This is a genomic window from Actinoallomurus sp. NPDC052274, assembly GCF_040679475.1.
Lineage (GTDB): Bacteria > Actinomycetota > Actinomycetes > Streptosporangiales > Streptosporangiaceae > Actinoallomurus > Actinoallomurus liliacearum.
In genome coordinates, this window is sequence record NZ_JBFAUT010000018.1 from 65877 (window position 1) to 91969 (window position 26093).

26 protein-coding genes and 1 pseudogene are annotated in these 26093 nt (G+C 72.8%); 16 read left to right on the forward strand and 11 right to left on the reverse strand.

All coding sequences use genetic code 11. From position 1 onward, the window contains the following. Positions 1-43: 43 nt before the first annotated feature. The 4 genes from pknB to thiO all read right to left on the reverse strand — a co-directional run bounded on the left by pknB (position 44) and on the right by thiO (position 4385). Positions 44-2062 (reverse strand): Stk1 family PASTA domain-containing Ser/Thr kinase, encoded by a 2019-nt coding sequence (gene pknB, locus AB0K82_RS17615; RefSeq protein ID WP_364398039.1) that lies wholly within the window; start codon positions 2060-2062, stop codon positions 44-46. A gap of 180 nt (positions 2063-2242) precedes the next feature. Then, on the reverse strand, positions 2243-3070 hold the full coding sequence (locus tag AB0K82_RS17620; RefSeq protein WP_364398040.1) for a thiazole synthase: 828 nt from the start codon (positions 3068-3070) through the stop codon (positions 2243-2245). Between the two features lie 2 nt (positions 3071-3072). Continuing rightward, entirely contained in the window at positions 3073-3273 is a 201-nt protein-coding gene (thiS, locus tag AB0K82_RS17625; RefSeq protein ID WP_364398041.1) for a sulfur carrier protein ThiS, read from the reverse strand. Beyond that, the gene (gene thiO, locus AB0K82_RS17630; RefSeq protein ID WP_364398042.1) at positions 3270-4385 is read right to left on the reverse strand and encodes a glycine oxidase ThiO; all 1116 of its coding nucleotides are present in this window, start codon (positions 4383-4385) and stop codon (positions 3270-3272) included. The genes thiS and thiO overlap by 4 nt, the downstream gene beginning before the upstream one ends. A gap of 163 nt (positions 4386-4548) precedes the next feature. On the opposite strand from thiO, the gene AB0K82_RS17635 reads away from it, so the two are divergent. From AB0K82_RS17635 to AB0K82_RS17650, 4 genes are read left to right on the forward strand one after another with little or no spacing between them, the layout of a single operon-like run. Then, the gene (locus AB0K82_RS17635) at positions 4549-5721 is read left to right on the forward strand and encodes an FAD-dependent oxidoreductase (RefSeq protein WP_364398043.1); all 1173 of its coding nucleotides are present in this window, start codon (positions 4549-4551) and stop codon (positions 5719-5721) included. Between the two features lie 37 nt (positions 5722-5758). After that, a complete protein-coding gene (locus tag AB0K82_RS17640) occupies positions 5759-6136 on the forward strand; it encodes an Rv2175c family DNA-binding protein (RefSeq protein ID WP_364398044.1) in 378 nt (125 codons plus the stop codon). A 51-nt stretch (positions 6137-6187) separates the two neighbouring features. Continuing rightward, complete coding sequence (thiE, locus tag AB0K82_RS17645) at positions 6188-6871, forward strand: thiamine phosphate synthase (RefSeq protein ID WP_364398045.1); 684 nt, start codon at positions 6188-6190, stop codon at positions 6869-6871. Between the two features lie 46 nt (positions 6872-6917). Beyond that, on the forward strand, positions 6918-7082 hold the full coding sequence (locus AB0K82_RS17650; protein WP_345358450.1) for a hypothetical protein: 165 nt from the start codon (positions 6918-6920) through the stop codon (positions 7080-7082). A 146-nt stretch (positions 7083-7228) separates the two neighbouring features. Here the strand turns inward: AB0K82_RS17650 and AB0K82_RS17655 are convergent, their stop codons facing one another. Next, the gene (locus AB0K82_RS17655) at positions 7229-7357 is read right to left on the reverse strand and encodes a hypothetical protein (protein WP_364398046.1); all 129 of its coding nucleotides are present in this window, start codon (positions 7355-7357) and stop codon (positions 7229-7231) included. 250 nt (positions 7358-7607) lie between these two features. Then, entirely contained in the window at positions 7608-8669 is a 1062-nt protein-coding gene (locus AB0K82_RS17660) for a polyprenyl synthetase family protein (protein ID WP_364398047.1), read from the reverse strand. A gap of 49 nt (positions 8670-8718) precedes the next feature. On the opposite strand from AB0K82_RS17660, the gene metF reads away from it, so the two are divergent. After that, positions 8719-9627, forward strand: a complete 909-nt coding sequence (gene metF / locus AB0K82_RS17665; RefSeq protein WP_364398048.1) for a methylenetetrahydrofolate reductase [NAD(P)H] — start codon at positions 8719-8721, stop codon at positions 9625-9627. Here the strand turns inward: metF and AB0K82_RS17670 are convergent. The 4 genes from AB0K82_RS17670 to AB0K82_RS17685 form a co-directional block, all read right to left on the reverse strand. Beyond that, on the reverse strand, positions 9579-10166 hold the full coding sequence (locus tag AB0K82_RS17670; protein WP_364398049.1) for a GNAT family N-acetyltransferase: 588 nt from the start codon (positions 10164-10166) through the stop codon (positions 9579-9581). The two genes, metF and AB0K82_RS17670, sit on opposite strands and share 49 nt — an antisense overlap. Before the next feature lie 5 nt (positions 10167-10171). Beyond that, positions 10172-10495: a hypothetical protein gene (locus AB0K82_RS17675; protein WP_364398050.1), complete on the reverse strand. Its 324-nt coding sequence runs from the start codon at positions 10493-10495 to the stop codon at positions 10172-10174. A 124-nt stretch (positions 10496-10619) separates the two neighbouring features. Continuing rightward, positions 10620-11780, reverse strand: coding sequence for a hypothetical protein (locus AB0K82_RS17680; RefSeq protein ID WP_364398052.1), 1161 nt, complete (start codon positions 11778-11780; stop codon positions 10620-10622). A 156-nt stretch (positions 11781-11936) separates the two neighbouring features. Continuing rightward, positions 11937-12401 (reverse strand): YbaK/EbsC family protein, encoded by a 465-nt coding sequence (locus AB0K82_RS17685; RefSeq protein WP_364398054.1) that lies wholly within the window; start codon positions 12399-12401, stop codon positions 11937-11939. On the opposite strand from AB0K82_RS17685, the gene AB0K82_RS17690 reads away from it, so the two are divergent. After that, complete coding sequence (locus tag AB0K82_RS17690; RefSeq protein ID WP_364398056.1) at positions 12400-13092, forward strand: RNA-guided endonuclease TnpB family protein; 693 nt, start codon at positions 12400-12402, stop codon at positions 13090-13092. The genes AB0K82_RS17685 and AB0K82_RS17690 overlap by 2 nt on opposite strands. Positions 13093-13342: 250 nt before the next feature. Continuing rightward, positions 13343-13795: an SAV_6107 family HEPN domain-containing protein gene (locus tag AB0K82_RS17695; RefSeq protein WP_364398058.1), complete on the forward strand. Its 453-nt coding sequence runs from the start codon at positions 13343-13345 to the stop codon at positions 13793-13795. A 515-nt stretch (positions 13796-14310) separates the two neighbouring features. On the opposite strand, the gene AB0K82_RS17700 is transcribed toward AB0K82_RS17695, so the two are convergent. After that, complete coding sequence (locus AB0K82_RS17700) at positions 14311-14805, reverse strand: transcriptional regulator (RefSeq protein WP_252782932.1); 495 nt, start codon at positions 14803-14805, stop codon at positions 14311-14313. A gap of 555 nt (positions 14806-15360) precedes the next feature. Here AB0K82_RS17700 and pyrR point away from each other — a divergent pair. The 9 genes and pseudogenes from pyrR (at position 15361) to pyrF (ending at position 25464) form a co-directional block, all read left to right on the forward strand. After that, positions 15361-15897, forward strand: coding sequence for a bifunctional pyr operon transcriptional regulator/uracil phosphoribosyltransferase PyrR (pyrR, locus tag AB0K82_RS17705; protein WP_345358125.1), 537 nt, complete (start codon positions 15361-15363; stop codon positions 15895-15897). After that, positions 15894-16802: pseudogene (locus tag AB0K82_RS17710) on the forward strand (aspartate carbamoyltransferase catalytic subunit); the annotation flags it as partial. The gene pyrR and the pseudogene AB0K82_RS17710, both read left to right, overlap by 4 nt. Before the next feature lie 98 nt (positions 16803-16900). Beyond that, a complete protein-coding gene (locus tag AB0K82_RS17715) occupies positions 16901-18181 on the forward strand; it encodes a dihydroorotase (RefSeq protein ID WP_364398161.1) in 1281 nt (426 codons plus the stop codon). Next, on the forward strand, positions 18178-19293 hold the full coding sequence (gene carA, locus AB0K82_RS17720) for a glutamine-hydrolyzing carbamoyl-phosphate synthase small subunit (protein WP_364398060.1): 1116 nt from the start codon (positions 18178-18180) through the stop codon (positions 19291-19293). The genes AB0K82_RS17715 and carA overlap by 4 nt, the downstream gene beginning before the upstream one ends. A 40-nt stretch (positions 19294-19333) precedes the next feature. Further along, positions 19334-19531, forward strand: coding sequence for a hypothetical protein (locus tag AB0K82_RS17725; RefSeq protein WP_252799881.1), 198 nt, complete (start codon positions 19334-19336; stop codon positions 19529-19531). Next, positions 19531-22869, forward strand: coding sequence for a carbamoyl-phosphate synthase large subunit (gene carB, locus AB0K82_RS17730; protein WP_364398062.1), 3339 nt, complete (start codon positions 19531-19533; stop codon positions 22867-22869). The genes AB0K82_RS17725 and carB overlap by 1 nt, the downstream gene beginning before the upstream one ends. Continuing rightward, positions 22866-23744 (forward strand): dihydroorotate dehydrogenase electron transfer subunit, encoded by an 879-nt coding sequence (locus tag AB0K82_RS17735; protein WP_364398064.1) that lies wholly within the window; start codon positions 22866-22868, stop codon positions 23742-23744. The genes carB and AB0K82_RS17735 overlap by 4 nt, the downstream gene beginning before the upstream one ends. Then, positions 23741-24769, forward strand: coding sequence for a dihydroorotate dehydrogenase (locus tag AB0K82_RS17740; protein WP_364398066.1), 1029 nt, complete (start codon positions 23741-23743; stop codon positions 24767-24769). Before AB0K82_RS17735 ends, AB0K82_RS17740 begins: the two co-directional genes overlap by 4 nt. Beyond that, positions 24766-25464: an orotidine-5'-phosphate decarboxylase gene (pyrF, locus tag AB0K82_RS17745; RefSeq protein ID WP_364398068.1), complete on the forward strand. Its 699-nt coding sequence runs from the start codon at positions 24766-24768 to the stop codon at positions 25462-25464. The genes AB0K82_RS17740 and pyrF overlap by 4 nt, the downstream gene beginning before the upstream one ends. Positions 25465-26093 lie beyond the last annotated feature (629 nt).

Genomic DNA, 26093 nt, shown 5'->3' on the forward strand with positions numbered 1-26093 from the left:
CTAGCCTCGTCTTGCCGGCGCGGACGCCGGGCCGGCAAGACGCTCAGTGCCAGATCTTGACGACCGAGCCCTTCGGCGTCGGGGTGTTGGGGGGCGGGTCCTGTCCGGTCACGGGGTCGCCGGGCTGGCCGCCCGTGACCTGCACCTGGAAACCGGCCTGTACGAGCGCTTGGGCGGCCTGGGCGATCGGCTGGCCCATCACGCCGGGGACCGGCGCCGGCTGGCCGTTCTGCTGGTCGTGGCCGTGCATTCGCTGCCACAGACAGGCGAAGTCCAGCGGCGCGCAGTCCTTCTGCGCCTTGGTCACGGTGACGGTGACGGTCTGGCCCGGGGTGAGCTGCTGGCCGAACGGTGGGTCCTGGTTGATGACGGTGTTCGGCTGCTGCCCGTCGCCCGGGTCCTGCTCCTGCCACTGCGGGTTGAGACCGAGCTTGCTCAGCTTCTGGGCGGCGACGTCGCGCTTGAGGCCGACCAGCTTCGGCATCGTGATGCCCCTGCTGACCACGAGCGTGACGGGGTCATCCGGGCTCTGCATCGTCCTGGCGGCGGGCCTGGTCCTGATCACCGAGCCGACCGGCACGGTGGTGCTGGCGTCCTTCACCACGTCACCAGGAGTGAGCCCCGCCTGCTGGAGCTTCTGCTTCGCCGTGTCGAGCGGATCGTTCTTGACATCCGGGATCGCGACCGGCTGCCTGCCCTTGGACAGGATCAACGTGAGCAGGGTGCCCTTCTCGACCTTGGTGCCCGCCTGCGGCTGGACCTCGGCGACCCTGTCCTTGGGGATCTTCGGGTCGAACCGCGAGGACCCGACCTTGACCTTGAGCCCGACGTTCTCCGCGGCGACGCGGGCCTGCTCCTCGGTCAACCCCGCCAGCTTGGGCACGGCCTCCTTGTTGCCCACCGTCTGATACCAGACGATCCCGCCGAGCAGCAGCACGACGGTGAGCGCGCCGGCGATGACGGCGTACAGCCCCGGCGGCCGCAGCAGCCGGTCGCGCATCGTCGGAGGCGGCGGCGGCTCGTGCTGGACCGTCATCGTGTGCGCGCCCAGCATCTGCGTCCCCGCGTGCGGCGGCGCGTAGCCGCCGGCGTGGTGCCCGAGCATCTGCGTCGAGCCGTCCGTGACCGTGGGGCCGACGGCGGGTGCCGGGAGCGCGGGAGCCGAGGGCGGCGGCGGTGTCGGCGCGACTCCGGCCAGCGACGCGTCGACCTCCGGTGGCAGCAGGCGGTACACCTCGCCCGCCGCGGCGTGGAAGTGGTCGGCGTCGGACGGCCGGCGCGCCGGGTCGCGGTTGGTGGCGCTGGCCACCAGCGCGTCGATCTGCGGCGGCAGGCCCGGGATGACGCTCGAGGGCAGCGGCACCGTCTCGTTGACGTGCTTGTAGGCGACGGCCAGCGGCGTGCCGCCTTCGTACGGCTGGCGGCCGGTGAGCAGCTCGAACAGCATGATGCCCGCGGCGTACACGTCCGTACGGGCGTCGGCGTCGCCGGAGATGACCTGCTCGGGCGCGAGGTAGCCGACGGTACCGATGATCATGCCGGTCTTCGTCTGCTTGCTCGCGGTCTCGGCGCGGGCCAGGCCGAAGTCGGCGACCTTCACCTGCCCGTCGGCGGTGAGCAGGACGTTCTCCGGCTTGACGTCGCGGTGGATCAGCCCGGCGCGGTGCGCGGCGCCCAGCGCGGACAGCACCGGCTGCATGGCCTGCAGCGCCTCGCGCGGGCCCAGCCGGCCGCGCTCGGTCAGCAGGTCGCGCAGCGTGCGCCCAGGGACGTACTCCATCGCGAGGAAGACATAGCCCTTGTCGGTGCCCTGGTCATAGACCGCCACCACGTTGGGGTGGGACAGGGCGGCCGCGCTCTTGGCCTCACCGATGAAACGCCGGACGAACTCCTCGTCCATGGCGAGGTTCGCATGCATGACCTTCAGCGCCACCGTACGGTCCAGCTTGGTGTCGTGACCGGCGTAAACGGTGGCCATGCCACCCCGGGCGACACGTGACCGTACGAGGTAACGCCCGTCGAGCACCTGCCCGACGAGGGGGTCCGCAACCGTCGTATCCATCAGGGGGAGTGTATTAGGGATTCGGGGGCATACTCGTCCTGACTCAGGATCAAAGCATCAATCCTTGCGGGATCGAGACCGACCGCGAGGCGAACGGCCTGCTCATGGGCGTGCCCGGCGCGGCGGGGGATTCCTCGCCGGTTCGCCGGACGGTCGACCGGCGGGGCGTGGTCCCTCCGGTCAGCCCGCAGAGCTCAGTCCTTCCCACGGCGAGGACGCGTGCGCGTACCGGCGCTTGGGGATCCGGCCCGCGAGGCGGGCCAGCCGACCGGCCTCCACCGCGTGCCGCATCGCCGCGGCCATCATGGTGGGCGACTGGGCGCGGGTGACGGCCGTGGCGAGCAGGACGGCGTCGCAGCCGAGCTCCATGGCGAGGGCGGCGTCGCTGGCGGTCCCCAGGCCCGCGTCCAGGATCACGGGCACCCCGGCCTGCTCGACGATCAGCTCGATGTTGTGCGGGTTGCGGATGCCCAGACCGGAGCCGATGGGGGAGCCGAGGGGCATCACCGCGGCGCAGCCGGCCTGCTCGAGGCGGCGCGCGAGGATCGGGTCGTCGTTGGTGTACGGCAGCACGACGAACCCGTCGTCGACGAGTCGCTCCGCGGCGTCGACGAGCTCGATCGGGTCGGGCAGCAGGGTCCGCTCGTCGGCGATGACCTCGAGCTTGATCCACTCGGTGCCGAGGGCCTCGCGGGCGAGCTTGGCGGTGAGGACGGCCTCGCCCGCCGTGAAGCACCCCGCGGTGTTCGGCAGCACCCGGATGCCGCACCGGCGGAGCACGTCGAGGACGGACCCGGGGGTGTCCGCGCCGACGCGGCGCATCGCGACCGTGGTCAGCTCGGTGCCGGACGCGGTCAGCGCCTCTTCGAGGACCCGCATGCTCGGGGCCCCGCCCGTACCCATGATCAGCCGGGACTCGAAGCTCTCGCCCGCGATGACGAGCGGCTCCGGGCCGGTGCCGCCCTCGGGCCGGTCGGCCGTGGGGACGTCTTCGGCGTGTCGCTGCATGGTCAGCCTCCCTGGACGGCGGTCAGCACCTCGATGCGGTCCGACTCGCGCAGAATCGTGGTCTTCCAGTCGGCGCGCGGCACGACTTCGTCGTTCAGCGCGACGGCGACGCCGGTGGGGTGTTCGGTCAGCGACGTGACCACGCCGGCCACGGACGAACCCTCGGGGGCGTCCCGTTCGGAGCCGTTGACAGTGATCTTCAATCTCGGAACCTTCCGGGTGCGAACGGCCGGATGACCTCGGGCGGTTCTCCGGTCGCGATGACGTCCGCCATGGCGTCGGCGGTGACCGGCGTGAGGAGGATGCCGTTGCGGTAGTGGCCCGTGGCGAGCAGCAGGCCGGGCAGCGCCGACGGCCCGAGGACGGGGGCGTTGTCCGGCGAGCCGGGCCGCAGCCCGGCGGTCACCTCGGCGAAGGCCAGCTCGGTGACGCCGGGGACCAGCTCGTGGGCGTCGCGCAGCAGCTCCCACACCCCGCCGGCGGTGACCGTCGTGTCGTAGCCCATCTCCTCCTGGGTCGCGCCGATGACGAGCTCGCCGTCGGCGCGGGGCACCAGGTAGACCGAGGAACCGCGTACGAGGCCGCGGACGGTGCTCCCCAGGAGGGGGAACGGGCCGCGCAGGCGTACGACCTGGCCCTTGACCGGGCGGACCGGCGGGACGGCGTCCGGCGGCAGCCCCTTCAGCTCGTGGCTCCAGGGGCCGGCGGCCAGCACCACCTGGTCGGCGTGGACGGTGTCGCCGCCGGCGAGGCGCACGCCGACGGCGCGGTCGCGGTCGGTGAGGACCTCGGCCGCGCGGTCCCGGACCAGAGTGCCGCCCAGCCGGTCGACGGCGGCCAGCAGCGCCGCGGACAGGCGACGCGGGTCGACCGAGCCGTCGTCGGGCGCGAACAGCCCGCCGCGCGTTGACGGCGCCAGCATGGGCTCCCGGCGGCGGCACTCCCGGCCGGTGAGCGCCTCGGCGGCGAGGCCGAGCGACTCCTGGAACCGGCGCAGCTCGTCGAGCACGGCCAGGTCGTCGGAGTCGAGGGCCACCTGCAGCACCCCGTCGCGCCGGTACGCGGTGTCCCGGCCGGAGACCTCCTCCAGCTCGGCCACGAACGAGGGGTACCGGTCGCGGGACTCGATACCGAGCCGCAGCAGGGCGTCCTCGCCGTAGTTCGCCTCGGTGACGGGGGTCAGCATGCCGGCGGCGACCCGCGACGCCTTGCTCGCCGGCTCCGGGTCGACGACCGTGACCCGAATGCCACGGCTGAGGGATCGCCACGCGATCCCGAGGCCGATCACTCCGCCGCCCACGATGACCACGTGCACGTGTGCGCTCCCTTCGCCGGCATGATCCGGATCAGGTCCAGAGCCCGCGCCGACCGAGGTGGTCGCCGAGGCGGGCTCATGCGGTCGGCGGCCGCTGTGCCGCCCTCTCAGCCCGGTGCGCCGGACTCCCGCGCTTACGTCAACAGACTATAAGGTCGCGAACATGGAGCGGGTGATCGTCGCAGGCGGTGGACTGGCGGGCGTCCGGACCATCGAGGCGCTGCGGGCCCAGGGCCACACCGCCCGGCTGACCCTCGTCGGAGCCGAGCCGCACCGCCCGTACGACCGGCCGCCGCTGTCCAAGGGCGTGCTGCGCGGGGACGTCGACGACACGACCGTCGAGGCCGACTGGACGGCGCTGGACTGCGAACTGCTCCTCGGTCATCGTGTGACCGGTCTCACCGACGTCCTGGAGACGACGGCGGGCCCGCTCGCCTTCGACGGCCTGGTGATCGCGACCGGCGCGTCGCCGATCCGGCTGCCCGGCGAGGGGCCGCAGCACGTGCTGCGCACCATCGACGACGCCCGGGCGCTCCGCGCCGAGCTGCGCCCCGGAGCCCGGGTCGCGATCGTGGGCGCCGGCTGGATCGGCGCGGAGGTCGCGACGGCGGCGGCCGCGGCCGGCTGCCGCGTCACGGTGGTCGAGGCCGCCGACGCCCCCCTCTCCGGGGCCGTCGCCGCCGAGGTCGGCGCGAAGACGGCGGGCTGGTACGCCGAGGCGGGGATCGAGCTCCGCACCGGCGTCAAGGTCGCGTCCGTGGAGCGGGGCGGTCTCGACCTGGCGGGCGGCGGCTCGGTCGAGGCGGACGTCGTCCTGACGGGCGTGGGAGTGCGTCCCGAGACCGCCTGGCTCGAAGGGTCGGGCCTGACCCTCGACAACGGCGTCGCCGTCGACGAACGACTGCGCACCGGCCGGCCGGGGGTCTACGCGGTCGGGGACTGCGCCGCGTGGTGGTCGTCGAGGTTCCGGCGCCGCCTGCGCGTCGAGCACTGGGACACCGCGCTGAACGCCCCGGAGGTCGCGGCCGCGGGACTGCTGGGCGGCGACCGGCTCTACGACCCGGTCCCGTACTTCTGGTCGGAGCAGTTCGGGCACATGGTGCAGTACGCCGGGCATCACCCGGTGGCCGACATCATGCTCTGGCGCGGCGACCCGGCGGCCGCCGGCGGGTGGTCGGCCTGCTGGCTGGCCGACGATCGGCTTGTGGCGATCCTCACGGTCGACCGACCACGCGATCTCGCACAGGGCAGGCGTATCATCGCAGGTCAGAAGCGAGTTGACCGGTCAGCGCTGGCGGATCTGGCCATTCCGGTCAAGGAGACCGTCCGTGAGTGAGGTTTCAGAAGATGCCGAAGGTGGTAGGCAGGGTTCCGTGACGCACACCGTTGCCGAAATCGAGATCGACCGACAGACCGACGCACTGGTGGGCGAATGGCTCACCCTTCGCGAAGTGGCCGACAAGCTCGGCCTCGATCTCAAGCGAGTGAAGCAGCTTCTCCGCGACCACAAGCTCCTGGGAGTGCAGCGCGCCGAAGGGCTCTGCGTCCCGGCGGCGTTCATCTCCGGCGATCAGCCCCTCAAGGGACTCCAGAGCACCCTGACGGTCCTCGCCGACTCCGGCTTCGACAACGTCGGGGCGCTGCGCTGGCTGTTCACCGAGGACGAGTCCCTTCCGGGCTCTCCCGTCCAGGCGCTCGCCCAGCACCGCGTCAAGGAGATCAACCGGCGCGCCCAGGCGCTGGCCCTTTGATCCGCGGAGGGCACGCCGCAGGTCCGCGCACCATCGGCGAAAGGGCCCGCCGTGGCCAGGCACCTGCCCTCTGAACGCGCCGTGACCCTGCGGGCCCGGCTCGACCGGGCCCGCCTCTACCTCTGCACGGACGCGCGCGAGGCACAGGGTGACCTCGAGGAGTTCCTCGACACGGCGCTGGCCGGCGGCGTCGACATCGTGCAGCTCCGGCAGAAGGGCCTCGAGGCGCGTCAGGAGATCGAGTACCTCTCGGTCTTCCGCGCCGCCTGCGACAAGCACGGCGCCCTGCTGGCGGTGAACGACCGCGCCGACATCGCGCACACCGTACGCGCCGACGTCCTGCACCTGGGCCAGGACGACCTCCCGGTCCAGGCGGCGCGCGCCATCGTCGGCCAGGACATCCTCATCGGCCGGTCGACGCACTCGGAGGCGCAGGCGGCCGCCGCGGCCGCCGAACCCGGCGTCGACTACTTCTGCGTGGGACCGACCTGGCCGACGCCGACCAAGCCCGGCCGCCCGGCCCCCGGCCTCGGGCTGCTGGAGTACGTCGCCGGGCGCGGGTTCCCCCGGCCCTGGTTCGCCATCGGCGGCATCGACGCGGGCAACCTCGACCAGGTGCTGGCCACCGGGGCCCGTCGCGTCGTCGTCGTCCGCGCGATCACCGAGGCCGATGATCCGCGCGGCGCCGCCGCCGAGCTCGCCCGCCCGCTCCGCGCCGCGGACCAGACGTTCTGACCGGCCCGGCACCCGATCGCGGGCTCGATGCGCGAGAATGGGAGACGTGATCAGCAACCCTGACGACGAGCGCCTCGTGGAGCTGGCCGACGACGACGATCTGGTGGTGCTGCCCGACCAGACGCGCGACGAATCCGAGCTCGGCTGGGGCGACTACCCCTCAGATGACGACGACGCCCGCCTCCTGGAGGACCGGCCGCCGCACTGGTGACGGACTCCGCCGGGGCGGCGGGTCCGCCGATACGACAGGAGCCCTTGGCCCGCGTCGCGGGCCAAGGGCTCTTCTTCATGGGGGGACGGTGGCCGGCTCTCGGCCGGCGGCTGCTCGGAGGCGCCCCCGTCGCGTCGGGTGCGGGCTCAGGGATGGACCGGCAGGCCCAGGCCCAGCAGGAACCCTGCGACGGCCACCAGCGTCAGCGCGAGGATGAGTCGGCGGCTGCGGGGGGTCCGTCGCGGCGCCGGCGCGGAGACGCGCACTCGGGCCACGGGTTCGGTGATACGCGGCGGGTAAGGCGTGTCGAGCTTCATGCGGTCAATCGATCGGTCATGCCCCCATTGTTAACCACCGAAACCGCTTTTGTCCGGCGAATGTTGATCCCGGGTCGTTCCGCAGGTCAAGTGCGGTGATCGGACGTGACGAGTCGTGGGGCGAGGGCCGGTCGGACGCGGTGATCGGACGCGACGGGTGGTGAGGCGAGGGTCGGCCGGACGCGACGAGTCGCGGGGTTCGGGCCGGTCAGACGCGGCGGGCGGTGGCGGCGATCGTCAGGTCCGACAGCGCCGCACGCGCCTCGGCGGTGAGTGGCGCGCTCGTGAGCGCGCCGGACGCCTCGTCGGCGTACCGGTCGATCATCCGCTCGCAGGCGTCCAGCGCGCCGGTGTCCACGATGATCGCCCGGAGCCGTTCGACCCCGTCGGCGTCGAGCCCGGGGTCGCCCAGCAGGCGCTCCACGGTCTCGGCCTGCGCCGGCGCGGAGCGTTCGAGGGTCAGCGCGATCAGGACGGTGCGCTTGCCCTCCCGCAGGTCGTCGCCCGCGGGCTTGCCGGTCTCGGCCGGATCCCCGAAGACGCCCAGGACGTCGTCGCGCAGCTGGAAGGCGATGCCCAGCGGCATGCCGTACGCCGATAGGGCGGCCATCTCCCCGGATCCGGCCAGCGCCGCCCCGAGCTGCAGCGGCCGTTCGATGGTGTATTTGGCGGCCTTGAACCGGACCACCTGGAGGGCCGCCTCGACCATGGCCCGCGGATCGACGCCGCACCCTCGGGCCTGCCCGACCAGGTCGAGGTACTGCCCGCACATGACCTCGGTGCGCATGATGTCGAAGACGGGCCGCCCACGCCGCAGCGCGTCCTCCGGAAGGCCGCTGCCCTGGAACATCTCGTCGCTCCAGGTCAGGCACACGTCGCCGAGGAGGATCGCCGCGCCCGCGCCGAACGCCTCGGCCGAACCACGCCACCCCGACGCGGCGTGCAGCGCCTCGAACCGGCGGTGCGCGGAGGGCTGACCGCGCCTCGTGTCGCTGCCGTCCATGACGTCGTCGTGGATCAGCGCGCTGGCCTGCAGGAGCTCGAGCGATGCCGCCGCGGCGAAGATCTCCGGGCAGTCCCCGCCGCCGGAGCCGCGCCAGCCCCAGTAGCAGAACGCGGGACGCAGCCGCTTGCCACCCGCGAGCAGCGCGTCGAGCGCCGTCACCATGGGTGCCAGGTCGTCGCCGAGAGTGCTCAGCATGGGGCGCTGCCGGTCGACGAAGGCATGCAGCGCCGCGTCGACCTCCTTACGTACGCGACTGGGGGCCATGAAGTCGAGACTAGTGGTCCTCGAGGCTCGTCCCGTTACGCTGGTCTGCATGACCTTCGCTCGTCCCACGATCCGGGAAGTGCTCGCCGCGGGCGAGCCGACGTTCTCGTTCGAGTTCTTTCCCCCCAAGACCGAGCAGGGCGCCCGCAATCTGTGGCAGGCGATCCGCCGCCTCGAGGTGCTGCGTCCCACGTTCGTCTCGGTGACGTACGGCGCCGGTGGCGGCACCCGCGACCGGACCGTCGAGATCGTCGAGCGGATCGCGATGGACACGACCCTCACCCCGGTCGCGCACTTCACGGCCGTGAACCACTCGATCCGGGAGCTGCGGCAGCTGATCGGCCGGTTCGCCGCCGTCGGCGTCCGGGACCTGCTGGCGCTGCGCGGCGACCCGCCCGGGGACCCGATGGGGGAGTGGGTCAAGCACCCCGAGGGCGTGGAGTACGCCGAGGACGTCGTCCGGCTGATCAAGTCGTCGGGCGACTTCAGCGTCGGGGTCGCCGCGTTCCCGTACAAGCACCCGCGGTCGCCGGACATCGAGAGCGACACCGAATACTTCGTGCGGAAGTGCCAGGCCGGTGCCGACTACGCGATCACGCAGATGTTCTTCCAGGCCGAGGACTACCTGCGGCTGCGCGACCGCGTCGCCGCGCGGGGCTGTGACGTGCCGATCATCCCGGGCATCATGCCGGTGACCCGGCTGAGCACGATCGAGCGGTCCGAGCAGCTGTCCGGTGCTCCGTTCCCGCGGGAGCTGGCCGAGCGGTTCGAGGCCGTCGGCGACGACCCCGAGGCGGTGCGCCGGCTCGGGATCGAGCAGGCGGCGGAGCTGTGCCGGCGTCTGCTGGCCGATGGCGCGCCGGGCATCCACTTCATCACGTTCAACAAGTCGACCGCGACGCGCGAGGTCTACGACCGCCTGGAGCTCAGCGGCAGCCGCGCGCCCATGACCGCGTAGAGCGGGCCGCCGCCCGGAAACCGGAAAGCGGTGAGCAGGTCCGTCAGGCCGAGCGAGCGGTACAGGTTCCGGGCGGGCGTCTCGGCGTCCAGCGTGGAGAGCACGACGGTGCGCTCCGGACGGTCCGCGCACAGCGTGGTGATCAGTCCACGGCCGAGCCCCTGGCCCTGACTGTCGGGATGGACGTGGAGTTCGGCGACCTCGAACGTGTCACTCATCCACGCGCCGGCGTGCTCCGGGCCGCCCACCTCGGCGAGCGCGGCGTGGACGACGTCGTGCCACCACTGGCCGGGCTCGCCGTGGAAGCCGTACGCGAAGCCGGCCACGTCACGCCGGCGCCCGGCGACGAATGCCCGGAAGCCGGGGTACGCGGCATGGCGCTCCATGATGGTGCGCCGGCCCGGCATCTGGTCGGCGGGCGGCTCCATCGCCGCTGCGTACGTCGCCAGCATCGCGTCGAGCTTCCGGAAGAAGCCGCGCCGGTCGATCTCCCGTATCTGCGGGGTGGTCTCCCGCCGGGCTCCGAAAGCTGATTTCACGTAGCTCACTTTGGTAGATAAGGCGGGACTTTTGACAGTGCGTCGTAAATGTCCCACAGAATCTGGGCGGCCGCCTGTTTGAGCCGGCCGCGCTCCGTCTCCAGTTCACGCTGCCAGGTGCGCGCCGCGGGCCCCACCCAGGCGTCGCCGACCGTGCGGATCGGCGGGTCCAGCGCCGCCTCGAGCGAGTGGGCGCTCGCGTACGCGCGCTCGTACGCGGCGAACAGCTCGACGTACGCCGGATTCGGCTGCTGTGCCGGATCGCCCGCCGACGCGGCCGGCGCCGTCGGCGGTCGTACGGTGGCCGGCGCGGGTGGATAAGCGCTCATGGATCCTCCTTCGCCGGAGGGATGACCAGAGGCGCTGTGCCCATGATGCGCTCGCTCATGTGTCCTCCTTCGTCGGAGGGGTGACCGGAGGCACTGTCCCTACTGATTCGCTCGCTGCGCTCGCTCATGTGTTCCTCCCGGTGTCGCCCTCGGACGCCGGATGAGCCGCGCCCGCGGCCCGGCCAGGCGAGCCGTCGGCCACCGCGCCGTGGCCGCCCGACGCCGCGTGACGGGCGAGGTCGTGGCCGGTGACGGTGTGATCGGCCGCCGCGTGCGGGGCCGACGTGTGGGCGGGCGTCGTATGGGCGGGCGTCGTATGGGCGGGCGTCGTATGGGCGGGCGTCGTATGGGCGGCGAGCGCCTGCAGCACCGCGGATCCGGGGTGCGCCGCGAGTGCCCGGCGTACGGCCTCGGAGTGGCGCGCGTGCAGCTCGGCCGCCGCCTCGGGGTCCGCCGCGACGGGACGGATCATCGCCTCGTGCGGAGGGTTGTGCGTTGGGATCCGGTGCCCCGGTGGCGCCGCGACCAGGTGCGCCAGGCCGATGTGCCCGAGGGCGACCTTCGCGCGCCGGTCGAGCCCGGCGTGCTCCAGCAGGCGGACCGCGTCGTCGTGCACGCCCTTTCGGGTCGCCTCCTCGAGGAGGTCGCGCAGCCACTTCTCGGACATCCGCAGGTGATGGCTGGCGAGGCCCAGTGACTCCCGGACCGCCGCTAGGCGCGCCTGGCGGCCGAGCGCGGCACCGATCAGGTCGGCGGCGCCGGCCGGGCCGAGGCGTGCGTAGAGGCCCTTGGCGTAGTCCGGGTCGTCGGCGTCGGTGGCCAGCCGCTTCCAGACGGCGGCCGGAATCGGGTGGCCGGCCGCCAACGCCGCGTGGATCGCGGCGGCGTCGGCGGACCCCGCTCTGGTGGCGGCGTGCGCGTCGGGGAAATGGCCGACGGAGTGTCCCGCCCCGGCCGTCGTCGTACCGCCCGAGCGGCCGCCGAGGTGGCCGGCGCCGACGCGCGGCATGTCGGCGGCGCCCTTGCTCAGATGGGCGATCGCGTAGCTCCGCCGCCGGCTGAGCATCCCCGGTTGGGCGCGGGCCCAGCTCTCCACCGCCGCCGCCTGATGCAGACCGGTACGCGGGACGCTCGGGGGCAGCGCGGCGTTCGTGCGCAGCCAGGCGGTGATGGCGTCCGACGCACTCGTCATCTGCTGGATGAGCCGAGCCATCGCCGCGGTGTCGATGCCGACGAAATCCTTGTCGCGTGCCGCACTGGCGCGCAGACCGTCCTGTCCAGCCATGGGGCACCCGCTCCGGAGAGTGCGCTTAAGCCTCAGGTGACCGTTGTATCACCGCCTTTCGGCGGTTGTCCCCGGCGACGCGTGCACGATCGGGTCACGGACCGTCCAGGTCCGGTCACGGCGGGGCGATGGACGAGTGCCTCGGGGCGGCGGCGATCAGTCGACGTCGGTGGGCGTGCCGCCGGTGAGGCGGAGCAACTCCTCGTACGAGGTGGGGAAGACGGTGTGCGGATGCCCGGCCGCCGCCCAGACGACGTCGTGCTTGGCCAGCCACGTGTCGACCAGGGTCCGGACCGGCTCCGGGTGCCCGAGGGGCGCGACCCCGCCGATGGGCTGTCCCGTCGCCGCCCGGACGAACTCCGGGTCCGCCCGCTTGATCTTCGCCGCGCCGATCCGCTGGGCCAGGGCGGTCGTGTCGACGCGGTGCGCGCCGCTGGTGAGGACGAGGAGGGCCTCGCCGTCGGCGGCGAAGATGAGGCTGTTGGCGATGGCGCCGACGTCGCAGCCGAGCTGAGCCGCGGCCGCGACCGCGGTGGGCGCGGCCTCGGGCAGTTCGCGGACCTCTCCGGTGGCGCCCAGTTCACGCAGGCGGGCGGCGACGTGTTCGACGTTGGGATGCATGGCAGCACCTTACGGGCCACGGCCCGCAGCGCTGCGCAAGTTCCGAAGGCTCGGCAGACAACTCGCCCGCCGCAACGGCCTTCGCACTAGTGATGATGGCAGGCGGGAACCCTCGGCGCGCTGGCGCAAGACCAAAGCCGCGTTGGGGCGGGTACACGCGAAGGTGGCCGACCAGCGGCGTGACGGGTTGCATAAACTCACCAGCCGCTTGGCCGCCACCTACGGCACGATCGTCATCGAAGACCTCAACGTCACCGGGATGCTGTCCAACCGACACCTGGCCCGCGTGGTCGCCGATACCGGCATGGGCGGGGTACGGCGGCACCTGGCCTACAAGACCACCTGGAACGGTGGGCGGCTGGTCGTGGCCGACCGGTGGTTCCCCTCCAGCAAGACCTGCTCGGGCTGCGGCGCGGTGAAAGCCAAACTCGCCCTGTCCGAGCGCACCTACGCGTGTACCGCGTGCCACCTCATCCTCAACCGGGACGAGAACGCCGCACGCAACCTGGCCGCCCTCGCGGCCAACGTCGCCCAGAGTTGCGGGGAGACGCTAAACGCCCGTGGAGCCGATGTAAGACCCACCCCAGGTGGGCCCTCGGCGCTGAAGCGGGAACCCCCGGAAGGGGGAACGCCGGGCCGCAAGGCCACGGCTGCCTTGAAGTGTGATCGCACCCGATCACATCACAGGTAACGGTAAGGGGTTTCGAACTGCGGAGACACACCTATTCGAACACGTTGACGAATGGAGTCGGGGCCGCTTTACTGAGATGCATGCTCGAACCTGTGTTCGAGTGCGGCGTGGGACTCGCGGCCCGCGCCGAGGGGATCGTCTCGCGGGCAGCGCGATGCCGGGCGGGATGCGACGGCCGGGCGGGGCGAGGGGAAGCGCTTCGCCCGGCTCCCCTGGGCCCTCGGGCCCGCCGAGCGGAAGGAGGCATGTCATGTCCGCAAGGTCGTCCACTGCCGTCCCACTGCATCCGACACCCCGGCGCAGGCCCGCCGCATCGGCGATGTCACTCCTCCAGACGGCGCGCCGCGGGCTGATCGAGGCCGCCGAGTCGGCCGCCCCGGCGCTGCGCTACGTCGCGGCGCACCTCGCGGCGCTCCGCGCCGCCGCCGCCGTGCTCGCCGAGCGCGCCGACCCCGGATCCCGGACGCGCGGCAGGCCGCGCAGCGTCTGGGTGCTGCTGCCCGAGGCCGAGCCCGCGCTGCGCGAGTGGGCGGCGTTCTTCGCCGCCGGCGCCGACAAGCGCGCCGCCGCGGAGGCCGGCCTGCCACGGGCGGTCACCGCGGACGAGGCCGACGAGCTGCTGCACGACGCGGAGATCTTCGTGTCGCTCGTCGAGACCACCCTCGGCGTTCCGGGCCAGCCCATGCTGCCCGCCGCCGGCTGAGACCTTTCCAGAGACGGGCTCCGCACACGGAGCCCCGGTCGACGCCCGCGGGTCCCGCCGCTGACCTCCCCCCGAACCGGCGGGCCCCGCGCGGCGTCCCCGCCTCACGCCCTCGGGACACCACAGCCCCGCGGCGCCCGCGCCCTCGCCGTCCCGTCGCGCCTCGGATGGCGAGCCGAATGCTCGGTGACCACAGGGACGAAACGGGTTGAACGTCGCGACTTCCCGGCGGTGGGGGCGCTCTCACCGAGCGCTTTGTCCGCCATCCGGGACGGCTTCGCGGCGGGGACCCGTGGCTCGCCAAGGGAGGCCGAGCACGCGCAGATCACTGGCGGATGCTGCTGCTACGGCGCGGTGAACGCCCGTGATCAAGGGCGGGCCGTAGCGGACGCCTCCCAGGTGGGCCGTCGTCGGCGCCATATGAGGAAACCCGCCCGGTGGGATACCGGACGGGCTCCGTCACGACGCATCGGTCATGCGGCAGCCCGGAGGGGCCGCATGATCCGGAAGGTGGATCAGAACGCTTCGACCGCGCGGCGTGCCTCAGGGTCGAGGACGCCCCAGCCGATGAGTTCCTCCGTGAGCTCCGTCGGTGACTTGTCGTAGATCACCGCCAGCGAACGCAGATCCTCCTGCCGGATGGACAGGACCTTTCCGTTGTAGTCGCCCCGCTGGCTCTGGATCGTCGCGGCGTAACGGGCGAGGGGACCGGCCTTGTCCTTCGGAAGCTGCTGGAGTCGCTCGAGGTCGATCACGAGCTTGGGCGTCGGGCCCAGAGGGCTCGGCGCGGCTCCGCCCGGGAGCAACTCCGACACCGGCACGCCATAGAACTCGGCGAGCTCGGCCAGCTTCTGAACGGTGACGGCGCGGTCGCCCCGCTCGTACGAACCCACGACGACGGCCTTCCAGCGGCCACGGGATTTCTCCTCCACGCCATGCAGGGACAGGCCCTGCTGGGTGCGGATGGCGCGAAGCCTCGCGCCGAGAGCCTTTGCGTATTCAGACGGCATCGTGCGGCCCCCAGGCTCACTTTCTCGTCGTCGATAGTGGCCCCGGGAGGGGGACCCGGACGGGTGGTTCCCGCCTGTCCCGAGACGGGTGTGCCGTGGGGCGCACTCTCAGCCGGCCGGGGGGCCGACTGCCCGAGGGGTCCATCTCCTGGGATGGTTACGGACAGTGACGGTAAAACGGGTAGCGCTCCAGGTCAAGCTGATTGGAAAAAAGCGGCGAAACAGTCGGCGTCCGCGGAGGCTCCGAAGAGGGGCTCGGAGGGTGCGGAAACCCTTGCGCAACGGGGCTTGCGCGGCCTGGCGACCACGCGTCGCGCGGGTCGCCGACCGCCGGGTAAAAGCTTGCCATACCCGTGGCCCGGCGTCCGGCGGCTCGCTTGCGCAGCGTCGTCACCAGCGTAAACGTGCTGGTCCCGGTGTCAGGGGCAGAGTACCGGGGCTGCTAACGTGAGAGCGCCCGACGTCCTTTAAGACCCGTCCAGAGAGGCGGGAAAGGAGGTTATCGAGGTGAGTGCTGCCTCCGTGCCCGCGCACGGACCGTCACCCGATAGTGATGTGAGTCACAAGACCGTTCTCGAGGCCCCCGACATCCGGCGGGCGCTCACCCGGATCGCCCACGAGATCCTCGAACGCACCAAGGGCGGCCGCGACATCGTCCTGCTCGGGATCCCGACACGGGGGGTCACGCTGGCCGCCCGCCTGGCCGGTCGGATCGCCGAGGTCGAGGGCGAGCCCGTTCCGCAGGGCTCCCTCGACGTGACGATGTACCGCGACGATCTGCGCATGCGGCCCGCCCGCGCCCTCGGCCGCACCGAGCTCCCGCCCGAAGGGGTCGACGACCGCGTCGTCGTCCTGGTCGACGACGTCCTCTTCTCCGGCCGCACCGTACGGGCGGCCCTCGACGCGCTGAACGACCTCGGCCGCCCGCGCGCCGTGCAGCTCGCCACGCTGGTCGACCGCGGCCACCGGGAGCTGCCCATCCGCGCCGACTACGTCGGCAAGAACCTTCCGACCAGCACCCGCGAGAAGGTCAAGGTGCTGCTCGCCGAGACCGACGGCCGGGACGCCGTCGTGCTGGAGGTCCCCAAGTGAAGCGCCACCTGATCTCGGCGGCCGATCTCACCCGGGACGACGCGCTGCTCATCCTCGACACCGCCGAGGAGCTCTCGCGGATCGCCGATCGCCCGATCAAGAAGCTGCCCACGCTGCGTGGGCGCACCGTCGTCAACCTCTTCTTCGAGGACTCCACGCGGACGCGGATCTCGTTCGAGGCGGCCGCCAAGCGGCTGTCGGCGGACGTCATCAACTTCTCCGCCAAGGGCTCCAGCGTGTCCAAGGGGGAGAGCCTCAAGGACACCGCGCTCACCCTGGAGGCGATGGGCGCCGACGGCGTCGTCATCCGCCACAACGCCTCCGGCGCGCCGCACCGGCTGGCCGGCTGGGTGCGCGGCAGCGTCGTGAACGCCGGTGACGGCACGCACGAGCACCCGACCCAGGCCCTGCTGGACGCCTACACGATGCGGCGGCGGCTCGGCGACCTCGACGGGCGCCGGATCACGATCGTCGGCGACATCCTGCACAGCCGGGTGGCGCGTTCCAACGTGCTGCTGCTCAACACGCTCGGCGCGCAGGTCACGCTGGTCGCGCCGCCCACGCTGTTCCCCGTCTCGGTGGACACCTGGCCGTGCGAGGTCGCGTACGACTTCGACGCCGTGCTCCCCAAGAGCGACGTCGTGATGATGCTGCGGGTCCAGCAGGAGCGGATGACCGCGGCCTACTTCCCGACCGTCCGCGAGTACAGCCGGCGGTACGGCCTGGACGCCCGCCGCCTGGCCGCCCTCCCGGACCACGCGATCGTCATGCACCCCGGTCCGATGAACCGCGGCGTCGAGATCGCCGCGGAGGTGGCCGACTCGCCGCGCTCGACCATCGTGGAGCAGGTCGCCAACGGCGTGACCGTTCGGATGGCCGTGCTGTACCTCCTCCTCGGCGGTTCGGAGCCGGCGATCGGCGGCGACACGGCGCGTGCCGGCGCCGTCTCGCCCAACGGGGACGCGAAACGCGGCGGCGACGCATCGAGAAGGGAAGACGCGTGATGTACCTCATCAAGGGCGCGCGGATCCTCGGCGGAGCGCCCGCCGACATCCTGCTCCGCGACGGCGTCGTCGCCGAGGTCGGCTCCGGCCTGACGGCGCCGGACGCCACGGTGGTCGACGCCGACGGCCTCATCGCGCTGCCGGGCCTGGTCGACCTGCACACCCACCTCCGCGAGCCCGGCCGGGAGGACGCCGAGACGGTCGAGAGCGGCACCCGGGCCGCGGCGGCCGGCGGCTACACCGCCGTGCACGCCATGGCCAACACCGAGCCGGTGGCCGACACGGCCGGCGTCGTCGAGCAGGTCTGGCGGCTGGGCCGGGAGGCCGGCCACTGCGACGTCCATCCGGTCGGCGCCGTCACCCGCGGCCTGGAGGGCGAGCGCCTCGCCGAGCTGGGCGCGATGGCCGACTCGGCCGCGCGCGTCCGGGTGTTCTCCGACGACGGGCACTGCGTGTCCGACGCGGTGCTGATGCGCCGCGCGCTGGAGTACGTCAAGGCGTTCGACGGCGTGGTCGCCCAGCACGCCCAGGAGCCGCGGCTCACCGAGCAGGCGCAGATGAACGAGGGCGAGGTCTCCGGGCGGCTCGGCCTGGCCGGCTGGCCCGCCGTCGCCGAAGAGGCGATCATCTCCCGCGACTGCCTGCTCGCCGCGCACGTCGGGTCCCGGCTGCACGTCTGCCACGTCTCGACCGCGGGCTCCGTGGAGATCATCCGGTGGGCGAAGAGCAAGGGCTGGCGGGTCACCGCCGAGGTCACCCCGCACCACCTGCTGCTGACCGACGAGCTCGCCGAGACGTACGACCCCGTCTACAAGGTGAATCCGCCGCTGCGCACCAAGGCCGACGTCGAGGCGCTGCGCGAGGCGCTCGCCGACGGCACGATCGACTGCGTCGCCACCGACCACGCCCCCCACCCGGCCGAGGCCAAGGAGACCGAGTGGGCCCCGGCCGCGATGGGCATGATCGGGTTGGAGACGGCACTGTCGGTCGTGCAGGAGGCCATGGTCGAGACCGGCCTGCTCGACTGGGCCGGCGTCGCGGACCGCATGTCGGTCCGCCCCGCGAGCATCGGCCGCCTCAGCGGCCAGGGCCGCCCGATCGAGGTCGGCGCCCCGGCGAACCTGACGCTGTACGACCCGGCCGTGCGCACGGCCGTCGACCCGACCGGATTCGTCTCCAAGAGCCGGAACACGCCGTTCGCCGGGCTCGAGCTGCCGGGCCGGGTACAGGCGACGTTCCTGCGCGGCCGCCCCACCGTTCTGGAAGGGAAACCGAATTGAATCGCGCGACCAAACCGGCGCTGCTCGTCCTGGAGGACGGCCGGACCTTCCACGGCACCGCGTACGGCGCCGAGGGCGAGGCGTTCGGGGAGATCGTCTTCAACACCGGCATGACGGGCTACCAGGAGACGCTGACCGACCCGTCGTACCACCGGCAGATCGTCACGATGACCGCGCCGCACATCGGCAACACCGGCGTCAACGACGAGGACCCCGAGTCCGGCCGCGTCCAGGTCGCCGGGTACGTCGTCCGCGAACCGTCCCGGGTCGTCTCGAACTGGCGGGCGCGCCGCTCGCTCGACGACGAACTGCGCGCGTACGGCGTCGTCGGCATCGCGATCAACGGCACCCGGGCGCTCACCCGCCATCTGCGGGACAAGGGCGCCATGCGGGCCGGGGTGAGCACCGTCGAGACCGACCCGCAGGCGCTCCTGGAGCGCGTGCTGGACAGCCCCGACATGATCGGCGCCGACCTGGCCCGCGTCGTGTCCACGCCCGAGCCGTACGTCGTGCGGCCCGAGGGCGAGGTGCGCCACCGGGTCGCGGCGATCGACCTGGGCATCAAGACGATGACACCCCGGCGCATGGCCGAGCGCGGCTGTGAGGTGCACGTCCTGCCCGCGACCGTGACCGCCGAGGAGATCCTCGCCCTCGAACCGGACGGGGTCTTCTACAGCAACGGTCCGGGCGACCCCGCCGCCTGCGACTACGCGGTCGAGTCCCTGCGCGGGGTCCTCGACACCGGCACGCCGGTGTTCGGGATCTGCCTGGGCAACCAGATGCTGGGCCGCGCGCTCGGCCTGGGCACGTACAAGCTGCGCTTCGGCCACCGCGGCGTGAACCAGCCGGTGCAGGACCGCGCCGACGGCCGGGTGCACATCACCAGCCACAACCACGGCTTCGCGGTGGAGGCGCCCCTCGACGGCCCGTTCGACACGCCGTACGGCCGCGCCGAGGTCAGCCACGTGGACCTGAACGACGGCGTCGTCGAGGGGCTGCGGCTGCTCGACCGTCCCGCGTTCAGCGTGCAGTACCACCCGGAGGCGGCTCCGGGCCCGCACGACGCCACCGGCCTGTTCGACCGCTTCTGCGACCTCATGGACCGCTCATGAGCACAGCGCCTCCGGTCACTCCTCCGACGGAGGAGGGCCCATGACCGACGTCTCCGGCCACGAGGCCGACCACGCCTCCGACACCGCGTCCCACGGCCACGTGCCCGTCGACCCGAACGACGCCGTCGTCCGGGCCCGGCCCCCGACACCGCTGGCCCTCATCCTCACCACCGTCGCCGCCGCCCTGACCGTGCTGGCCCTCGTGGCCGTCGCGGTCGCGTCCGGACAGGGAACCTGATGCCGCGCCGTACCGACCTGAAATCCGTCCTCGTCATCGGCTCGGGCCCGATCGTCATCGGCCAGGCCGCCGAGTTCGACTACTCCGGCACCCAGGCGTGCCGAATCCTCAAGTCCGAGGGCCTGCGCGTGGCCCTCGTCAACAGCAACCCCGCGACGATCATGACCGACCCGGAGATCGCCGACGCGACGTACGTCGAGCCGATCACCCCGGACACCGTCGAGAAGGTCATCGCCAAGGAGCGCCCCGACGCGCTGCTGCCCACGCTGGGCGGCCAGACCGCCCTCAACACCGCCGTGGCGCTGCACGAGTCCGGCGTCCTCGAGCGGTACGGCGTCGAGCTGATCGGCGCCAACGTCGACGCCATCCAGGCGGGGGAGAACCGCGAGCGGTTCAAGAAGATCGTCGCCGACATCGGCGCCGAGTCCGCCGCGAGTGTGATCTGCCACTCGATGGACGACTGCCTCGCCGCGGCCGGCACGCTCGGCTACCCGATGGTCGTGCGCCCGTCCTTCACGATGGGCGGCGCCGGGTCCGGCATGGCCTACGACGAGGACGACCTGCGCCGCATCGCCGGCGCGGGCCTGGCCGCCAGCCCGACCAGCGAGGTGCTCCTGGAGGAGTCGATCCTCGGCTGGAAGGAGTTCGAGCTGGAGCTGATGCGCGACCGGCACGACAACGTCGTGGTCGTCTGCTCCATCGAGAACGTCGACCCGATGGGCGTGCACACCGGCGACTCGATCACCGTCGCGCCGGCCATGACGCTCACCGACCGGGAGTACCAGCGGATGCGCGACGTCGCCATCGACGTCATCCGCGCCGTGGGCGTCGACACCGGCGGGTGCAACATCCAGTTCGCGATCGACCCGCGCACGGGGCGCATGATCGTGATCGAGATGAACCCGCGCGTGTCGCGGTCCAGCGCGCTGGCGTCCAAGGCGACCGGCTTCCCCATCGCCAAGATCGCGGCGAAGCTCGCCGTCGGGTACACCCTCGACGAGATCCGCAACGACATCACCCGCGAGACGCCCGCCAGCTTCGAGCCGAGCCTCGACTATGTCGTGGTGAAGGCGCCGCGGTTCGCGTTCGAGAAGTTCCCCGCGGCCGACAAGACGCTCACGACCCACATGAAGTCGGTCGGCGAGGCCATGGCGATCGGCCGGTCCTTCCCCGAGGCGCTGCAGAAGGCCCTCAGGTCGCTGGAGAAGTCCGGCAGCTCCTTCTCCTGGGCCCCGAGCCCCGAGGCGCTCTCCGAGGACGAGCGGGCCGCGCGGAAGGCAGAGCTCATCGACGACGCCCGCAGGCCGCACGACGGGCGGCTGCGCGCCGTCCAGCAGGCGATGCGCGTCGGAGCGACCGTCGAGGAGCTGTACGAGGCGACCCGGATCGACCCGTGGTTCCTCGACCAGATCGCGGCGCTCGACGAGGTCGCCTCCCCTCTCGCCGAGGACCAGCTCGACCCGGAGGCGCTGCGCGAGGCGAAGCGGCACGGCTTCTCCGACGAGCAGATCGCCGAGATCCGCGGCACCTCCGCCGAGGTCGTCCGCGAGCTGCGGCAGGCCCTGGGCATCCGGCCCGTCTACCTGACCGTCGACACCTGCGCCGCCGAGTTCGAGGCCCGCACGCCGTACCTCTACTCGACCTACGACGAGGAGACCGAGGTGCCCGTGGGCGACAAGCCCAAGGTGATCATCCTCGGCAGCGGCCCGAACCGCATCGGGCAGGGCATCGAGTTCGACTACAGCTGCGTGCACGCCTCGTTCACGCTGGCCGAGGCCGGCTACGAGACCGTCATGGTCAACTGCAACCCCGAGACCGTCTCGACCGACTACGACACCTCCGGCCGGCTGTACTTCGAGCCGCTCACCCTGGAGGACGTCCTGGAGGTCGTGCACGCCGAGCAGGAGACCGGCGAGGTCGCCGGCGTGATCGTGCAGCTCGGCGGGCAGACGCCGCTGGGGCTGGCGCAGAAGCTGAAGGACGCCGGGGTGCCGGTCGTCGGCACCTCGCCGGAGAGCATCCACCTCGCCGAGGAGCGCGGCGCGTTCGGGCAGGTCCTCGCCCGCGCGGACCTGCCCGCGCCCAAGCACGGCACCGCCACCACGTACGAGGAGGCGGCGGCGATCGCCGCCGAGATCGGGTACCCGGTGCTGGTCCGGCCGTCGTACGTCCTCGGCGGGCGCGGCATGGAGATCGTCTACGACGAGGACACGCTGAAGGGCTACATCGAGCGCGCCGGCGGCGGGCAGTGGAACCCCGAGCACCCCGTGCTCGTCGACCGGTTCCTCGACGAGGCCATCGAGATCGACGTCGACGCGCTGTACGACGGCGAGGAGCTCTACCTCGGCGGCGTCATGGAGCACATCGAGGAGGCCGGCATCCACTCCGGCGACTCCGCGTGCGCGCTGCCGCCGATCACGCTCGGCCGCGAGGACATCGACCGCATCCGCACCTCCACCGAGGCCCTCGCCCGCGAGATCGGCGTGCGCGGCCTGATGAACGTCCAGTACGCCCTCTCGGCGGGCGTCCTGTACGTCCTGGAGGCCAACCCGCGTGCCTCCCGTACGGTGCCGTTCGTGTCCAAGGCCACCGCCGTGCCGCTGGCCAAGGCGGCGGCCCGCGTGATGATGGGCGAGAGCATCGCCCGGCTCCGCGCCGAGGGCGTGCTGCCCGCGACCGGCGACGGCGGGCGGCTCCCGCTCGACGCGCCGATCTCGGTCAAGGAGGCGGTGCTGCCGTTCGACCGCTTCCGCACCCCCGAGGGCGTCGGCGTCGACACCATCCTCGGCCCGGAGATGCGCTCCACCGGCGAGGTCATGGGCATCGACACGGTCTTCGGCACGGCGTACGCCAAGTCCCAGATCTCGGTGTACGGCTCGCTGCCCACCAAGGGCCGGGCGTTCGTCTCCGTCGCGAACCGCGACAAACGAGCAATGATCTTCCCGGTGAAGCGGCTCGCGGACCTCGGATTCGAGATCCTGGCCACTGAGGGGACGGCGGAAGTCCTGCGGCGCAACGGCGTGCGTGCCAAGATCGTGCGTAAGCACAGCGCCGGCCCCGGGCCGGACGGCGAGCCGACGATCGTGCGGCGCATCCTCGACGGCGAGGTCGACCTCATCGTGAACACCCCGTTCGGCAGCCCGGGGCAGTCCGGGCCGCGCCTCGACGGGTACGAGATCCGCACCGCCGCGGTCCTGCGCGGCGTCCCCTGCCTCACCACGGTGCAGGCGCTCGGCGCGGCCGTCCAGGGCATCGAGGCGACCGCCGCGGGCGTCATCGGGGTCCGGTCGCTGCAGGAGCACGCCCAGCACCTCTGGGGTGGCGAGGAGGACAGTTGACCGACTCACCGGTCGCACCGGTACAGGTGCCCGGAACGGTCCTGACGATCAGGCGGACCGGGGCCTACCACGCGATGACGCTGGTGGCCCCGGGCATCGCCGAACGCTTCCGGCCGGGGCAGTTCGTCGCCCTGGCCGTCGGCGGCGATCGGTCGAGCATGCTGACGCGGCGGTGTTTCTTCGTCCGCGAGGTCAAGCCCGACTACGGCGGCACCGTCGAGATCGTCTTCGCGGTACGGGGCGCCGGCACCGAGTGGCTGGCCGCGCTCCGGCCGCGCGACATCCTCGACGTCGCGGGCCCGCTCGGCCGCCCCTTCCCGCTGCCGCGCCACCCCGTGCGCTGCGTCCTCATCGGCGAGGGGCACTCGGGGGCGGTGCTCTTCCCCCTCGCCGCCGTGCTCCGCCAGCGCGACTGCGCCGTCCACTTCGTGCTCGGCGGCGCCGAGTCCGACCACGTCTACGGCACGCGCGCGGCGCGCCGCGTCGGCGAGTCGACGTCCGTCGTCACCGAGGACGGTTCGCTCGGTCACCGGGGCCGCCCCGAGGACCTCCTGGCGGCCGTGGTCGAGGAGGTCGGCGCCGAGGTGCTGTACGCCTGCGGCCCGACCGAGACGCTGCGCGCGGTGTCCCGGATCGCCGTCCGCTACGACCTGCCGGTGCAGGTCGCCGTCGAGGAGCCCATGTCCTGCGGCGTCGGCGTCTGCCAGGCCTGCGTGCTCCCGGTCATCGACGACGAGGGCGTCACGCACATGGCGCGCTCGTGCGTGGAGGGCCCGGTGTTCCGCGGCGAGCGGGTGCGCTGGGACGACCTCGGCACGATCCCGTTCGACGCCTACGGCGCCCCCCGCTCGGTGCTCCCCGGAAACCTGTCATGATCGATATGGAGACCCGCCTCGGCGGCCTCACGCTGCCGAACCCGGTGCTGACCGCGGCCGGCTGCGGCGGGACCGGCCGCGAGCTGGGCCGCTTCTTCGACGTCGGCCGGCTGGGCGCGCTCGTGACGCCGTCCATCACGCCGCAGCCGCGCGCCGGCCGGCCCGCCCCCCGGCTCACCGAGACCCCCTCCGGCGTGCTGAACGCCGCCGGGCTGCAGGGCCCGGGAATCGAGACGTTCCTGCGGCGCGACCTGCCCTGGCTCGCCGAGCGGGAGGCCCGCGTCGTCGTGTCGGTCGCCGGCGGCAGCGTGGGGGAGTACGCCGAGGTGGCCCGCCGGCTCGGCGACGCGCCCGGCGTCTCGGCCGTGGAGATCAACCTCTCCTGCCCCAACGTCGAGGACCGCGGGTCGATGTTCGCGGCCCACCCGTCGGCCGCCGGCCGCCTCGTACGCGCGGTGCGCGCGAGCACGCCGCGCCGCCTCCCCGTGGTCGCCAAGCTGTCGGCCGACGTCACCGACATCGTCGGCGTCGCCATGGCGTGCGCCGACGCCGGAGCGGACGGCCTGTCGATGATCAACACGCTGCACGGCATGGCCATCGACACCACCACCCTCCGCCCCCGGCTCGCCGGCATCACCGGCGAGCTGTCCGGACCGGCGATCCGCCCCGTGGCGGTCCGCTGCGTCTACCAGGTGCACGCCGCCCTGCCCGAGGTGCCCATCATCGGGATCGGCGGGATCCGGACCGGCCTGGACGTCCTGGAGTTCGTCCTGGCGGGCGCATCGGCCGTCGCCGTGGGCACGGCGACCCTGCACGACCCGTCGGCGTGCGTACGCATCCTGCGCGAGCTCGAGGGGGCGTTGAAGGAGCGCGGCATCGACCGGCTCGCCGACGTCGTGGGGCTCGCCCACAAACCGGCGGGGAGCCTCCACCGCCGCATCGACCCCAACGTCGGCCTGGCGGTCGCCGGGGACACCGCCGGCGCGGGCTCGACCGAGCCGATCGAACAGGAGACCACCCAGTGAACACCGCTCCCATCGCCGTCGCGCTCGACGCGGCGGACCTCGAGACCGCCGCGCGCTGGGCCGCGCTGGTCACGCCGCACGTCAGCACGGTCAAGGTCGGCCTGGAGCTCTACCTGCGCTACGGCCCCGACGTCGTCGCCAGCGTCCGCGGCGCCAGCGGCGTCCAGGTCTTCCTCGATCTGAAGCTGCACGACATCCCGGCGACCGTCGCGGGCGCCGCGCACGCGGTGTCCCGGCTCAAGCCGGCGTACCTCACCGTGCACGCCGGCGGCGGCGCCGCCATGATCCGCGCGGCCGTCGAGGCGGCCCCGCAGACCAAGATCGCGGCCGTCACGGTCCTCACGTCGCTGTCAGAGGCCGATCTGGACGCGCTGGGACTGGGCGGCTCGGCCTCCGACGTCGTGCGCCGTATGGCCGCTCTGGCGGTCGGAGCCGGGGCCCAGGCGCTGGTGTGCTCTCCCCGCGAGGTAGCGGACGTCCGGGCGGAGGTCGGACCCGACATCACGCTCATCACGCCGGGCGTACGGCCCGCGGGCAGCGCGACGCAGGACCAGGCGCGGGTCGCCACCCCGGAGGAGGCCCTCGCGGCCGGAGCCGACCTTCTCGTCATCGGGCGGCCCATCACCGGCGCCCCGGACCCGGGCGCCGCGGCGGCGGGCATCGCGGCGGCGCTCCGCCGCACCGGCACCGCCTGACCGCTCCGGCCCTCCGCGAGCCGAGAGGGGTTCGCGCCGACCCTTCGCGGGTTGCACGCGGCCCGCGCCGGCCCTCCGCGAGCCGTATGCGGTCCGCGCCGGCCATCCGTTGTCCGACCTTTCGCGGGCGGTACGGGAGCCGCGCCGGCCACCCGCCATCGGGGACCGCCCGGCCGTACGCGGGCCGCACAGGGCGGCGTACGGCCCCGGCGTTCCGAGGGCGCTCAGAGGCGCCCGGCCTCCGTACACGGGCCGTAGAGGTCGGCGTGAGCCCCTGGGGAGGCCCGGTAGCGACGTTGAGCCACCCGGCCCCGCGCAACGCCCCCCGAGATCGTTCCGTGCGCCGCGTTCACCGAGCATTCCGCACCTCCCAGCCCACGCCCTCGCCGCCGCTCCGCATCGCGCCGCACTGCGGCGCGATGCCGCGCCGCGACGATCTTTGCCGTCACTATTGACCGCCGAAACGCGACTTTCCGGGCGTCCTCCGGCCGTAGCGACGGCAACGTGGCAACGACGACGGCCCAGTGCGACCCCTGGCGCACGACGCTGGGCGTCGGGTGTCGGCGTGCGTCTTCGGGGTCGGCCACCGCGTCGAAACGTTCAGCCCCGTACGCGGGCCGTAGCGGAGT

What these genes read in the sequence shown, in the direction of transcription:
- carB (WP_364398062.1), top strand. Translation starts at nt 19,531, where the DNA reads ATGCCGCGCCGTACCGACCTGAAATCCGTCCTCGTCATCGGCTCGGGC.
- AB0K82_RS17740 (WP_364398066.1), top strand. Translation starts at nt 23,741, where the DNA reads ATGATCGATATGGAGACCCGCCTCGGCGGCCTCACGCTGCCGAACCCG.
- AB0K82_RS17725 (WP_252799881.1), top strand. Translation starts at nt 19,334, where the DNA reads ATGACCGACGTCTCCGGCCACGAGGCCGACCACGCCTCCGACACCGCG.
- metF (WP_364398048.1), top strand. Translation starts at nt 8,719, where the DNA reads ATGACCTTCGCTCGTCCCACGATCCGGGAAGTGCTCGCCGCGGGCGAG.
- AB0K82_RS17660 (WP_364398047.1), bottom strand. Translation starts at nt 8,669, where the DNA reads ATGGCCCCCAGTCGCGTACGTAAGGAGGTCGACGCGGCGCTGCATGCC.
- AB0K82_RS17690 (WP_364398056.1), top strand. Translation starts at nt 12,400, where the DNA reads ATGGCAGCACCTTACGGGCCACGGCCCGCAGCGCTGCGCAAGTTCCGA.
- pknB (WP_364398039.1), bottom strand. Translation starts at nt 2,062, where the DNA reads ATGGATACGACGGTTGCGGACCCCCTCGTCGGGCAGGTGCTCGACGGG.
- AB0K82_RS17715 (WP_364398161.1), top strand. Translation starts at nt 16,901, where the DNA reads ATGTACCTCATCAAGGGCGCGCGGATCCTCGGCGGAGCGCCCGCCGAC.
- AB0K82_RS17695 (WP_364398058.1), top strand. Translation starts at nt 13,343, where the DNA reads ATGTCCGCAAGGTCGTCCACTGCCGTCCCACTGCATCCGACACCCCGG.
- AB0K82_RS17675 (WP_364398050.1), bottom strand. Translation starts at nt 10,495, where the DNA reads ATGAGCGCTTATCCACCCGCGCCGGCCACCGTACGACCGCCGACGGCG.
- AB0K82_RS17620 (WP_364398040.1), bottom strand. Translation starts at nt 3,070, where the DNA reads ATGCAGCGACACGCCGAAGACGTCCCCACGGCCGACCGGCCCGAGGGC.
- AB0K82_RS17680 (WP_364398052.1), bottom strand. Translation starts at nt 11,780, where the DNA reads ATGGCTGGACAGGACGGTCTGCGCGCCAGTGCGGCACGCGACAAGGAT.
- AB0K82_RS17700 (WP_252782932.1), bottom strand. Translation starts at nt 14,805, where the DNA reads ATGCCGTCTGAATACGCAAAGGCTCTCGGCGCGAGGCTTCGCGCCATC.
- AB0K82_RS17685 (WP_364398054.1), bottom strand. Translation starts at nt 12,401, where the DNA reads ATGCATCCCAACGTCGAACACGTCGCCGCCCGCCTGCGTGAACTGGGC.
- AB0K82_RS17635 (WP_364398043.1), top strand. Translation starts at nt 4,549, where the DNA reads ATGGAGCGGGTGATCGTCGCAGGCGGTGGACTGGCGGGCGTCCGGACC.